The 12,920-nt window shown below is 42.9% G+C and carries 14 protein-coding genes, 1 rRNA gene and 1 riboswitch; of the genes, 13 read left to right on the top strand and 2 right to left on the bottom strand.

The features are described 5' to 3' along the window. Positions 1–90: ribosomal RNA gene (gene rrf / locus CSV73_RS11750) — 5S ribosomal RNA — on the top strand; the annotation flags it as partial. Positions 91–166: 76 nt separating this feature from the next. Here the strand turns inward: rrf and CSV73_RS11745 are convergent. Together CSV73_RS11745 and CSV73_RS16355 are read right to left on the bottom strand one after the other, a co-directional pair. Next, on the bottom strand, positions 167–430 hold the full coding sequence (locus CSV73_RS11745; RefSeq protein WP_143560960.1) for a hypothetical protein: 264 nt from the start codon (positions 428–430) through the stop codon (positions 167–169). Between the two features lie 88 nt (positions 431–518). Then, positions 519–722 (bottom strand): hypothetical protein, encoded by a 204-nt coding sequence (locus CSV73_RS16355; RefSeq protein WP_143560959.1) that lies wholly within the window; start codon positions 720–722, stop codon positions 519–521. A gap of 163 nt (positions 723–885) precedes the next feature. Between CSV73_RS16355 and CSV73_RS11740 the strand changes: the two genes are divergently transcribed. From CSV73_RS11740 to purD, 12 genes are all read left to right on the top strand, one after another. Continuing rightward, positions 886–1,413: a DUF2179 domain-containing protein gene (locus tag CSV73_RS11740; RefSeq protein WP_085131753.1), complete on the top strand. Its 528-nt coding sequence runs from the start codon at positions 886–888 to the stop codon at positions 1,411–1,413. Then, positions 1,410–1,595, top strand: coding sequence for an NETI motif-containing protein (locus CSV73_RS11735; protein WP_085131752.1), 186 nt, complete (start codon positions 1,410–1,412; stop codon positions 1,593–1,595). The genes CSV73_RS11740 and CSV73_RS11735 overlap by 4 nt, the downstream gene beginning before the upstream one ends. Positions 1,596–1,722: 127 nt before the next feature. Beyond that, positions 1,723–1,823, top strand: a riboswitch (purine riboswitch). 160 nt (positions 1,824–1,983) lie between these two features. After that, a complete protein-coding gene (gene purE / locus CSV73_RS11730; RefSeq protein WP_085131751.1) occupies positions 1,984–2,472 on the top strand; it encodes a 5-(carboxyamino)imidazole ribonucleotide mutase in 489 nt (162 codons plus the stop codon). Between the two features lie 2 nt (positions 2,473–2,474). Next, a complete protein-coding gene (gene purK / locus CSV73_RS11725) occupies positions 2,475–3,590 on the top strand; it encodes a 5-(carboxyamino)imidazole ribonucleotide synthase (RefSeq protein WP_099627682.1) in 1,116 nt (371 codons plus the stop codon). A 115-nt stretch (positions 3,591–3,705) separates the two neighbouring features. Continuing rightward, complete coding sequence (gene purS / locus CSV73_RS11720; protein ID WP_085131750.1) at positions 3,706–3,960, top strand: phosphoribosylformylglycinamidine synthase subunit PurS; 255 nt, start codon at positions 3,706–3,708, stop codon at positions 3,958–3,960. Next, positions 3,957–4,640, top strand: coding sequence for a phosphoribosylformylglycinamidine synthase subunit PurQ (purQ, locus tag CSV73_RS11715; protein ID WP_099627677.1), 684 nt, complete (start codon positions 3,957–3,959; stop codon positions 4,638–4,640). The genes purS and purQ overlap by 4 nt, the downstream gene beginning before the upstream one ends. Beyond that, positions 4,630–6,861, top strand: coding sequence for a phosphoribosylformylglycinamidine synthase subunit PurL (purL, locus tag CSV73_RS11710; RefSeq protein ID WP_099627676.1), 2,232 nt, complete (start codon positions 4,630–4,632; stop codon positions 6,859–6,861). The genes purQ and purL overlap by 11 nt, the downstream gene beginning before the upstream one ends. Continuing rightward, positions 6,837–8,261 carry an amidophosphoribosyltransferase gene (gene purF, locus CSV73_RS11705; RefSeq protein WP_085131747.1) on the top strand — a complete coding sequence of 475 codons (1,425 nt, stop codon included), beginning with the start codon at positions 6,837–6,839 and terminating at the stop codon, positions 8,259–8,261. Before purL ends, purF begins: the two co-directional genes overlap by 25 nt. Before the next feature lie 11 nt (positions 8,262–8,272). Further along, positions 8,273–9,328: a phosphoribosylformylglycinamidine cyclo-ligase gene (purM, locus tag CSV73_RS11700; RefSeq protein ID WP_099627675.1), complete on the top strand. Its 1,056-nt coding sequence runs from the start codon at positions 8,273–8,275 to the stop codon at positions 9,326–9,328. Continuing rightward, positions 9,325–9,897, top strand: coding sequence for a phosphoribosylglycinamide formyltransferase (gene purN / locus CSV73_RS11695; RefSeq protein WP_369802591.1), 573 nt, complete (start codon positions 9,325–9,327; stop codon positions 9,895–9,897). The genes purM and purN overlap by 4 nt, the downstream gene beginning before the upstream one ends. 49 nt (positions 9,898–9,946) lie before the next feature. Continuing rightward, positions 9,947–11,482: a bifunctional phosphoribosylaminoimidazolecarboxamide formyltransferase/IMP cyclohydrolase gene (purH, locus tag CSV73_RS11690; protein ID WP_099627674.1), complete on the top strand. Its 1,536-nt coding sequence runs from the start codon at positions 9,947–9,949 to the stop codon at positions 11,480–11,482. Positions 11,483–11,503: 21 nt separating this feature from the next. After that, complete coding sequence (gene purD, locus CSV73_RS11685; RefSeq protein WP_085131743.1) at positions 11,504–12,763, top strand: phosphoribosylamine--glycine ligase; 1,260 nt, start codon at positions 11,504–11,506, stop codon at positions 12,761–12,763. The last annotated feature ends 157 nt before the right edge of the window (positions 12,764–12,920 follow it).

Below are 12,920 nucleotides of genomic sequence, written 5' to 3'. Positions count from 1 at the left end.
ACCCGTTCCCATACCGAACACGGAAGTTAAGCTCTTCAGCGCCGATGGTAGTTGGGGGTTTCCCCCTGTGAGAGTAGGACGTTGCTAGGCATGCGAAGCCATTCCCTTTGGGGAGTGGCTTTTTTGTGTTTTATAATATACTATCGTGAAACGAATTGAAGGAAATTTATATATACACCTTTAACACCACACCTATCAAGTCGGTGAATTTTCCTGCATTTGGAATCTTCGCTCTAATAATCCGCTCAATGATTCTAGCCAAGCGCTCTATGTCAACAGCAATCCGCTCAATGATCCTAGCCAATCGCTCTATGTCAACAGCAATCCGCTCAATGAACTCAGCCAATCGCTCTATGTCAACGTCAATCCACTCAATGAACTTAGCCAATCGCTCTACGCCAACAGCAATCCGCTCAATGATCCTAGCCAATCGCTCTATGTCAACGTAATCCGCTCAATGCTTCTAGCCAAGCGCTCTATGTCAACAACAATCCGCTCAATGATCCTAGCCAATCGCTCTATGTCAACGTAATCCGCTCAATGCCCCTAGCCAAGCGCTCAATGTTAACAGCAATCCGCTCAATGACCCTAGCCAATCGCTCTATGTCAACAGTAATCCGCTCAATGCTTCTAGCTAAGCGCTCTATGCCAACAGTAATCCGCTCAATGACCCTAGCCAAACGCTCTATGCCAACAGTAATCCGCTCAATAAACCTAGCCAATCGCTCTATGCATCCCGTATTTCACTATATGAGCTCAATCAAGCACTCTATCTTTCTCGCTCATCCCACAATTACTCAACATAATCTACTATTTAAAAGACTTTCCTTGAGTTTTTAACTAATGCGCGATACGATTATCCTACTTGTTTAAAGGAGTGATGCAATGGTAATGATATTAATAATTTTCGCAATCAATATTGTCTATGTTACTTTTATGACAATACGAATAATCCTAACACTGAAAGGCTATCGTTATATTGCTGCAACTGTGAGTATGATAGAAACGGTAATATACGTCATCGGGCTTGGATTAGTACTTGATAATCTAGATCAAATTCAAAACTTGGTTGCTTATGCGCTTGGGTATGGCATAGGGGTTATTATTGGTTCGAAAATTGAAGAACGTTTAGCACTTGGTTATATAACGGTTAATGTGATAACGTCAGATATCGATAAGGAAATGCCTGCTGTATTACGACGACTTGGATATGGAGTTACAGACTCATCAGCTAATGGATTAAGTGGTTATCGTTCTACTATGCAGATTTTGACGCCTCGTAAATATGAAGTGCAACTGTATAAGACAATAACGGAACTAGATCCGAAAGCGTTTATTATATCGTATGAACCTAAGTCGATACACGGTGGCTTCTGGGTGAAGAGTGTGAAAAGAGGCAAGTTATTCAAATGAGTAAACAAAAGATCTGGTTTGATAGAGAAGAAGATGAGACGCTTGATGAATGTTTGGAAAGAATACAGAGTTTGGGATATACCGTTGTTGCTAGAAGAGAGAAACCACTATTTAAACAGGTGGGCGAAGAGTATATTCCCATTAGACAACAAACACAGTTTCAAGCTATCAAAAATAGCTAATAACTGTCAACGTAAAGAGAACTGATATATAATCATCTATATGTCAACTTAAAGGCGAATGATTATAAAAGACTTATAATGTAATGTTCGTCTTTTAGTTGACGGATTATGTATTAATTGATAATATAATAAGAGTAAATGAGTTCCCCGTATATGCTGCAGAATAGGCTGTGGCGTTTCTACCAAGACACCGTAAATGTCTACACTATGTGGGAAAGCAATTTTTCTTGGATAATCATGGAGAATGGCTAAGTTACGATAGCTATGTATCCATATTGGTAAGGGTCCTTGAAAGTTCTGCTTTTTGTGCATGTGAAAAGTGGAGTTTTCAAGGACCTTTTTATTATTTTATATCAAATCATGTTGTGCATGAAGGAGCGGATTAGATTTGGAACCGAAAATAGGTGTCATAATGGGCAGTAAGAGCGACTGGGAAACGATGAAGCATGCATGCGACATATTGGATGAACTAGGAGTTCCTTATGAAAAAAAAGTAGTGTCAGCCCACCGTACGCCGGATTTCATGTTTGACTATGCAGAACAAGCAGAGAAAAAAGGATTACACGCTATTATCGCAGGAGCAGGCGGAGCTGCCCATCTACCAGGAATGGTTGCTGCAAAAACGCTAGTTCCTGTTATTGGTGTGCCTGTGCAATCTAAAGCATTGAATGGTATGGACTCACTGTTATCTATTGTTCAAATGCCAGGAGGCGTACCTGTAGCGACTGTGTCAATCGGTAAAGCGGGTGCTACGAACGCAGGCCTTTTAGCGGCTCAAATGCTCTGTGTACAAGATGAAGAATTACGCAATAAACTACAGCAAAGACGCGATGAAATGAAGGAAATCTCGCTGGAAAGCAGTGGTGAACTAAATTGAAAATGATTCACCCAGGACAGACAATCGGTATTATCGGTGGTGGGCAATTGGGACGGATGATGGGTCTTGCGGCAAAAGAAGCTGGTTTTAAGATTGCGGTACTTGATCCAACAAAGAATTCCCCTTGCGGACAGTTAGCTGATATCGAAATAGTGGCATCATATAATGATGAAGAGGCATTGAATGAATTAAGCCAAGTTAGTGATGTCATTACATTTGAATTTGAAAATATCGACTATGAAGGATTGAAACGGCTGACAAAGAAAGCTTATGTACCTCAAGGAGCTGAACTAGTCCGTATCACGCAAAATCGTATCAAAGAAAAAGCTGAAATTCAAGCGGCTGGAGCACCAGTTGCGCCTTACATAACCGCTGAAACATATGAAGAATTAGTACAGAAAATTGATGATCTTGGATTCCCTTGTATCGTGAAAACTGCTTTTGGAGGCTATGACGGTAAAGGTCAAGTAAAGCTTGAAGCGAAAGAACAAATTGAAAGTGCTAAAGATCTGTTTACACATTCTTCTTGTATAGCTGAGGCTTTCGTTCCATTTGATAAAGAAATTTCCGTTATCATTCAACGAAATCCAGCAGGACAAACATATTGCTTGCCTATTGCTGAAAATATTCATAAGCATCATATCTTGCACGAATCGATTGTACCGGCACGAGTAGAACAAGAGGTTTTGGAGCAAGCAGAAAATGCTGCAAAGAAAATCGCAAGCCATTTAGAGTTAATAGGTACACTAGCAGTTGAAATGTTCGTACTGCCTGACGGTAAAATCATGATTAATGAATTAGCGCCGCGCCCGCATAACTCTGGTCACTATTCAATAGAGGCATGTAACATCTCACAATTCCATCAACATATTCGTGCAGTCTGTGGTTGGCCGTTACGTGAGCCGAAGTTATGGGGGTCATCCATTATGGTGAATGTACTTGGAGAACATGTAGCACCGCTTCAAGAGCGTATCGCAGGTTATCCAGATTGGTCCATTCATTTATACGGCAAAGCAGAAGTGAAGGAAAAACGTAAAATGGGTCATGTCACCATCATGACGGAAAATATTGAAGAAACTCTGCAAGAAATTGAGCAGTCCGGTATTTGGTACGATTAAAACTATATAAATTTAAATAGATTAACTCCATCAACAGTTCTTAAATTATTACATGCTCTTAGATTTAATTTACACAATAAAAAAACTATTATTTCCACTTTGGGAGGAACCGACAATGACGAAAGTAACAATTTATGTAACACTACGTGAAAGTGTTGTAGATCCACAAGGTATCGCGACAACTGAAGCACTTCAAAAGATGGGCTATGAAGAAGTGAAAAGTGTACGGGTTGGGAAAATGATCGAATTACAGCTTGATGGATCAGAACAGACAATCGAAGCACGTGTGAATGAAATGTGTAACGATCTATTGATCAATAAAGTCATTGAAGATTATCGTTTCGAAATTGGGGAGGTTGCCAGCAAATGAAGTTCGCCGTTCTAGTATTCCCAGGACTTACTTGTGATCTTGATATGTACCATGCAATTGAGGAAACAGTAAAGCAAGATGTTGAATACGTTTGGCATACAGAAGCCGACCGACTCGATCAATTCGATGCGGTTCTATTACCGACAGGCACTTCATACGGCAACTACTTACGTCCAGGTGCATTAGCGAAAAGTTCACATGCATGCAAACATTTACAAACATTTGCTGAATCAGGTAAATTGGTTCTTGGTGTAGGTAATGGTTTTCATATCCTAGTAGAAGCAGGTATGCTCCCGGGTGGATTCTTACGAAATCAGAGCTTGAAATTCCGTTCAGCCCGAGAAACCGTGCGAGTAGAAAATAATAATACAGCTTTCACAAATGATTATACACAAGGTCAAATGCTTACATTGCCAGTTGCTAATGAGTTTGGTAACTACTATGCGGATGAGCAGACAGTGAAAAAACTAAAAAACAATAATCAAATTGTCTTCACATATGCGGATGGAAATATAGATGGTAGCACAGAAGCTATAGCCGGTATCACAAATGAAAGAGGCAATGTTCTCGGTATGATGCCACTACCTGAACGTGCAGTAGAAGCAATCATTGGTGGGACAGATGGAACAGCTTTATTCCAATCAATCATGAACAATCGGGGTGAACAGCATGTCAATTAATCACGAACCTACAGCGGAGCAAATCAAAGAAAATCGTCTATATCTCCAAATGGGTATGACGGATGCAGAGTATGAGCGTGCAGTAGAAAAACTTGGACGTACTCCAAATTACGTGGAAACAGGTCTATTTTCTGCTATGTGGTCGGAGCACTGTTCGTATAAAAGCTCAAAGTCTGTATTACGCAGATTTCCTACTGAAGGTGCACGTGTACTACAGGGACCGGGTGAAGGTGCTGGAATTGTAGACATCGGTGACAACCAAGCTGCTGTTTTTAAAATGGAATCCCATAACTCCCCTTCTGCCATTGAGCCTTTCATTGGTGCAGCAACAGGTGCTGGCGGAATCATTCGGGATGTATTCTCTATGGGTGCGCGTCCGGTAGCATTAGTAAATTCACTTCGTTTCGGAGATTTAACAGAACCTCGAGATCGATTTTTGTTTGAAGAAGCAGTTGCTGGAATTGCAAGTTACGGTAATGCAATGGGAATCCCAACAGTAGCGGGTGAAGTCCAGTTTGATCAGTGCTATTCGAAGCGTCCATTAGTTAATGCGATGGCAGTCGGATTGTTGAATCATGAAGATATTCAAAAAGGTGTTGCGGCTGGTATTGGCAACACAGTGATATACGCAGGCGCTACAACAGGCCGCGACGGAATTCACGGAGCTACCATGTCTTCTTCTGAATTGTCTATTGAAGAAGAGGCAGAACTGCCGGTAATGCAGGCAGGAGATCCATTCATTGAAAAGTTATTGATGGAAGCTTGTTTAGAACTAGTTCAATCCGATGCCTTGATCGGTATTCAAGATATGGGTGCAGCAGGTCTAACTTCTTCAGCAGCAGAAATGGCTTCAAAAGCCGGCTATGGTGTGGAATTGAACTTGGATCTTGTACCACAGCGTGAAGAGAATATGACAGCGTATGAAATGATGTTGTCTGAATCTCAGGAACGTATGTTGATTGTGGTGAAAAAGGGCCGTGAAGAAGAAGTCATTGCACTATTCACGAAGTATGGAATTACTGCAGCGGTAATTGGTCATGTAACAGATGATAAAATGCTTCGTTTGCTTCATAAAGGTGAAATCGCAGCAGAAGTTTCAGCGGATCTACTAGCTGAAGATGCACCGAGCTATCAGAAAGAATCAAAAGAACCTGCATCGTTTGCGGAAAACCAAGCGATTGAAAATAAAGAACCACAAGTAACGAACTTAAAAGAAACAGTACTCGATTTATTGCAACGTCCGACGATTGCTTCTAAAGAGTGGGTATATAATCAGTTCGATACAGGCGCAAGAACGAATACAGTTCTTGCACCAGGAGCATCCGCCGGTGTGATCCGTGTTAGAGGAACAAATAAAGGTATTGCGATGACAGCGGATTGTAACTCGCGATTCATCTACTTGGATCCGGAGGTTGGCGGTAAGATTGCGGTAGCTGAAGCTGCACGTAACCTTGTATGTTCAGGTGCTGAGCCAATCGCACTGACAGACTGTCTGAACTTTGGTAGCCCGGACAAGCCAGAAGTATTCTGGCAGTTGGAAAAGTCGGCTGAAGGTATTTCAGAAGCATGTCGTAAACTGAATGCACCGGTTATTGGCGGTAACGTATCTCTTTCCAATGAAGTAAATGGTGTGCCAATCTATCCAACACCAACAATTGGTTTGGTAGGAATCGTCCATGATTTGAGCCAAGTGACAACACCTGGATTCAAACAAGCTGGAGATGCGATCTACTTGATTGGACAAACGGAAACAGAATTCGGTGGCAGTGAATTGCAACAAATGATCGAAGGAAAGATCTTCGGTAAATCACCTGCAATTGATTTGGATATAGAAGCAACTCGTCAACAACAGCTTCTTGAAGCAATACAAGCTGGAATGATTCAATCGGCTGATGATTTGTCAGAAGGCGGATTTGCAGTAGCGCTTTGTGAAGGTACATTTGGTTCACAAGGCTTAGGTGCCGATGTAACAGTGGAAGGTTCAGCAATCACTGCATTATTCAGTGAAACCCAGTCACGTTTCTTGGTTACTGTACAAGCTGATCAAGTAGCAGCATTTGAAAAGAAAGTTCAAGATGCAGTGAAAATAGGAACAGTAACAGATGGCGAAGAAATCGTCATCAAAGACGCAGAGGGAACTGTCCTAGTAGAAGGGACGGTAGAGGAATTCCAAACTGCTTGGAAAGGGGCAATTGCATGCTTGCTGAACTCAGAGGACTAAACGAAGAGTGCGGCGTATTTGGTATTTGGGGACATGACGATGCAGCACAACTCAGCTATTACGCATTGCACGCTCTTCAGCATCGTGGACAAGAGGGAGCCGGAATCGTCGTAAAAGGCGATAGTGGTCTCCATGCAGTCAAAGGTGAAGGTCTGGTCAATGAAGTGTTCTCAGGTGAAAAGCTAGACTCTCTTGAAGGACGAGGCGCAATTGGGCAAGTTCGCTATACGACAAAAGACGGGCGTGGTATAGAGAATGTTCAGCCACTTGTCTTTCGTTCCACAACGGGTAGCTTGGCGATTGCGCATAACGGGAATCTGATCAATGCGACAGATTTGAAAGAACATTTGGAGCGGCAAGGTAGTATCTTCCAAAGTACATCCGATACAGAAGTACTCGCTCATTTGATCAAACGTAGCAGTGGTTCACGTAATCATCGTGAACGAGTAAAAAAGGCACTGAGTATTCTAAAAGGTGCATTTGCATTCGTTTTAATGACAGATGAAGGGTTGATGGTTGCGCAAGATCCAAACGGTATGCGTCCATTATCTTTGGGGAAAATTGGCGATGCATGGGTGGTTGCATCAGAAACTTGTGCGTTTGAAATTATTGGTGCTGAACATGTCCGTTCTGTGGAACCAGGTGAATTGCTGATTATCAATGATAATGGATTGACGTCTGAGCGTTTTGCAGAACCGGCAGATAATGCGATGTGTTCTATGGAATATGTCTACTTCTCGCGCCCTGATTCAAATATTGACGGAATTAATATCCATGCTGCACGTAAACGTTGCGGTAAACAGTTGGCTCGTGAAGTGCAGATCAGTGCAGATGTCGTTACAGGAGTTCCAGATTCCAGTATATCTGCAGCCATTGGATTTTCTGAACAAAGCGGTATTCCGTATGAGTTGGGATTAATCAAAAATCGCTATGTGGGACGAACTTTTATTCAACCATCTCAAACATTGCGTGAACAAGGCGTGAAGATGAAGCTGTCACCTGTACATCAGGTCGTTAATGGTAAGCGTGTAGTGATGGTTGATGATTCGATTGTTCGCGGAACGACATCTAAACGAATAGTCACAATGCTACGCGATGCGGGCGCTAAGGAAATACATGTTGTCATTGCTTCACCACCTTTGATCGCGCCATGTTACTACGGTGTAGATATTAGTTCAGATTCAGAATTACTTGCGACAGGTCGTACTATAGATGAAATGCGTGATGAGATTGGTGCAGATTCACTCTCATTCCTATCAATTGATGGGATGTTGGAATCGAATGGCCGGTCACCTGAAATGAAAAACTGCGGACAATGCTTGGCTTGTTTCACGGGTGTGTATCCAACAGAGATTTATTCGGATACGGCAATGCCGCACGAAAAAGAAATCGTACGATAGGAGGCCTTTCCATGTCGAAGGCATATGAAAAAGCGGGAGTTAATATTGAAGCTGGCTATGAGTCAGTTGAACGCATGAAGTCTCACGTAGCACGAACATCTCGTAAAGGTGTAGCAGGTGCATTTGGTGGGTTCGGCGGAATGTTCGATCTATCTGCGCTGGAATATAAAGAACCGGTACTCATTTCTGGTACAGACGGCGTTGGCACGAAGTTGAAATTGGCTTTCATGGCGGACCGTCATGACACGATCGGAATTGACTGTGTTGCAATGTGTGTGAATGATATCGTAGCGCAAGGTGCAGAGCCTCTATATTTCCTTGATTATGTAGCGTTAGGCAAAGCAGTACCTGAAAAAGTGGAAGCAATCGTCAAAGGTGTAGCGGATGGTTGTGTACAATCAGGTGCAGCATTGATCGGTGGAGAAACGGCTGAAATGCCAGGACTTTACGATGAAGATGAATATGATTTGGCTGGCTTCGCCGTAGGAGCTTGTGAAAAAAGCAAGCTGGTTACAGGTGAGCGTGTGCAAGAAGGTGACGTACTAGTTGGAATTGCATCAAGTGGTATTCACTCGAACGGTTACTCTTTAGTACGCCATATTGTATTCGAACAATTGGGCGCAGATATTAACGGCACGATTGAAGGATATGAAGATCTTGGCACTGTAGCTGATACATTGTTAAAGCCAACTAAGATCTACGCAAAACCGGTACTTGAGATGCATCAACAGCTTGACGTGCACTCCATGGGTCATATTACAGGCGGTGGATTTTTCGAAAACCTTCCGCGTATGTTCTCTGAAGAATTTGGAGTAGAAGTAGATCTAGACGCTTGGCCAGTACTTCCTATATTCCATATGTTGAAAGAAAAAGGCGGATTAACGGATCGTGATTTATATAGCGTATTCAACATGGGTGTTGGGTTCGTCGTAGCCTTGCCGGAAGCAGAAGCTGGAAAAGCAATCGAAATCGCTAATGCACACGGTGAAGAAGCGTATGTAATCGGACGTGTTACGAAGCAAGCAGGCGTAACATTTAACGGTGAGCATGACGGGACATTGTCATAATGAATAAAGTAAAAATCGCAGTATTTGCTTCAGGGAGCGGCAGTAACTTTGCCGCTTTGGTAGAAGCTTGTAAAGCGGGGCGCATTCCAGCTGAAATTGTTTTGATGGTGACAGATAAACCGGATGCTTTCGTCAATGAACGTGCGAATGAACAGGGTATTCCAATTGCCGCTATTCGTCCTCGTGACTACGAAACAAAAGATGCATACGAGCAAGCAATACGTAAAGCATTACATGAAGCACAAGTAGAATGGTTAATATTAGCTGGCTATATGCGATTGATCGGTCCTGTATTATTGGAAGCATTTCCTGAACGGATCATCAATATCCATCCGTCTCTCTTGCCTTCATTCCCAGGTAAGGATGCGATCGGACAAGCAGTAGCTGCCGGCGTTAAAGTAACGGGTGTTACAGTTCATCTTGTAGATGAAGGAATGGATACGGGTCCGATTTTAGCCCAGCGCGCAGTGGACGTTGTCGATGGGGATGTCGAGCAGACTGCTTTAGCTATTCATGCCGTGGAACATGAATTATATACAGCAACATTGCAAAACTTATTTAAAAAATGATGAGCCTGTTGAGATGACAGGCTTTTTTTATAAACTGGAGGGAATACCTTTGAAAAAACGCGCACTGTTAAGCGTATCAGATAAAAGTGGAATACTAGAATTTGCAAAAGAACTTGAACAGCTTGGATATGAATTATTATCTACTGGTGGTACGATGAAGCATTTGAAAGACAATGGTGTTGCTGTGACGGCTGTAGATGAAGTAACAGGATTCCCAGAAATCATGGAAGGCCGCGTGAAAACGTTGAACCCGATGATTCACGGTGGATTACTTGCAAAACAAGACGATCCTGGACATCAGGCACAAATGGAAGAGCACGGCATTCAGCCAATCGATGTAGTGTGTGTAAACTTATATCCATTCAAAGAAACGATTTCTAAACCAGATGTATCTGCAGAAGATGCAATCGAAAATATCGATATCGGTGGTCCAGCAATGCTTCGCGCGTCTGCAAAGAACCACGCATACGTGACAGTCATTGTGGATGCAACAGACTACAGTGCCGTACTCGACGAACTAAGAGCGGATGGCAAGACGACTCTTGAAACACGACGTCGTTTAGCAGCTAAAGTATTCCGTCATACGGCAGCTTATGATTCATTGATTTCAGGCTACTTGACAGACCTCGCTGGCGAACAATTCCCAGAACAAGTTACGTATACATACGAGTTGAAGCAACCATTGCGTTATGGTGAAAATCCTCATCAGCAAGCAGCGTTCTATAGCCGCCCGCTTGGATCTGATTTCTCGATCGCCTATGCGGAACAGCTTCATGGAAAAGAATTATCTTATAACAATATCCAAGATGCGAATGCAGCGATTCAAATCGTAAAGGAATTCACTGAGCCTGCAGCTGTGGCGGTTAAGCATATGAATCCATGTGGTGTGGGTACAGGAGCGACCATTGCAGAAGCTTTCCAAAAAGCTTACGAAGCAGATGCTACGTCTATTTTTGGTGGAATCATTGCATTGAATAAAGAAGTAGATCAGGAAACGGCAGTGCAACTAGCTGATATATTCCTTGAAATCGTTATTGCTCCTTCATTTACAGAAGAAGCACTTGAGACATTAACGAAAAAGAAAAACATTCGTCTCTTGACGATTTCATTTGAACAGCGGAAAAAAGATCAGTGGAACACGGTATCTGTTGAAGGTGGATTATTAATGCAACAGCCTGATATCCATGGTTTTGAAGAAGCTGATATCAAGGTGGCAACAGACCGAGAGCCGACTGAAGCAGAATGGAATGCGATGAAACTTGGATGGGCAGTTGTGAAACACGTGAAGTCTAATGCAATCGTCGTTACAGATGAGCATATGACAATCGGTGTAGGCGCAGGTCAGATGAACCGTGTAGGTGCTGCGAAAATCGCCCTGACACAGGCAGGCGAACGTGCAAAAGGGGCAGCGCTTGCTTCTGATGCATTTTTCCCTATGGATGATACAGTTGAAGCGGCGGCAAAAGCAGGTATTACCGCAATTATTCAACCAGGTGGTTCGGTGAAAGATGCGGATTCCATTAAAAAGGCTAATGAATACGGTATTACGATGGTATTTACAGGCGTACGTCATTTCAAACACTAAGAGTGCAGGGAGTAGATGAACATGAAAGTTCTTGTAATTGGAAGTGGCGGTCGTGAACATGCGATTGCCAAACAGTTCAACCAAGCGCCTTCTGTATCAGAAGTATTTGTGGCGCCTGGCAACGACGGTATGCGACAAGATGCAACATGTGTGAACATTGCAGCTACAGATTTTAAAGCTTTGGCGGATTTCGCAATCGAACAGCGTGTTACGTTAACATTCGTTGGACCGGAACAACCGCTAGCAGAAGGAATTGCCGATTACTTCCTGGATAAAGGTTTAACAGTATTCGGCCCTACTCAGGCAGCTGCTCGCATCGAAGGCAGTAAGTCATTCGCCAAGGAGATCATGGACAAGTATGATATTCCAACAGCGGCTTATGGAACATTCACAGATGCTGAAGAAGCGAAGTCATTCATCCGCGAACAAGGTGCGCCGATCGTAATCAAGGCTGATGGGTTGGCAGCTGGAAAAGGCGTAATCGTTGCGATGGAATTGCAGGAAGCGTTAGATGCGGTAGATGATATGATCGGCAATCAAAAGTTCGGTGAATCATCGTCACGTGTCGTGGTAGAAGAATTTCTCGATGGCGAAGAGTTTTCTTATATGTCATTCGTCCATGACGGACAAATTTATCCAATGGTGATCGCACAAGATCACAAACGTGCATATGACGGAGATCGTGGTCCGAATACGGGAGGAATGGGTGCTTATTCTCCGGTTCCACAAATTTCGGATGCAATCGTGCAGGAAGCGTACGATCGTGTAGTCGTACCAACTGTTGAGGCTATGACAGAAGAAGGAATTCCTTTCACAGGTATTCTCTATGCTGGTTTAATACTTACTGAGCAAGGTCCAAAAGTTATCGAATTCAATGCCCGTTTTGGCGACCCAGAAACACAAGTCGTCTTGCCGCGTATGAAATCGGATTTTGGTAAGTTCATGGAAGCTCTACTGGCTGGAGAATCATTCGATCTTGAGTGGCATGAAGAAGCGATGTTAGGCGTAGTGATTGCATCGGAAGGATATCCTAACGACGTAGTGAATGGTCACGCACTCCCTAATCTTGATGTTCTGACAGATCAAGGGCTTGATGTTTTCCATGCAGGAACCAAGCTGGAAAATGATCACTTTATAGGAAATGGTGGACGTGTACTTCTCGTTGCTGCAAAAGCAGCTACATTAAAAGAAGCACAAGAAAAAGTTTATAATGGCCTTGCCGATCAACAATGGGATGGATTTTTCCACCGTACAGACATTGGATGGCGTACATTTGAATAAAAGTTGAAACAGGACTGTCCTAGAAGTTGCATGACTTCTAAGACAGTCTTTTTTTAATACTGTAGGAAGATGTTTGGAGTCTACGACCTTATAGTAGATGCTACATACTCTTTCATTCGATTAAAAAATATGTTATCCACAACATCTTTAATAATCC

This window comes from Sporosarcina sp. P1 (assembly GCF_002743155.1).
Classification (GTDB): domain Bacteria; phylum Bacillota; class Bacilli; order Bacillales_A; family Planococcaceae; genus Sporosarcina; species Sporosarcina ureae_B.
The sequence above is the reverse complement of the archived record's forward strand: the minus strand, read 5'-3'. Positions and strand labels throughout refer to the sequence as shown.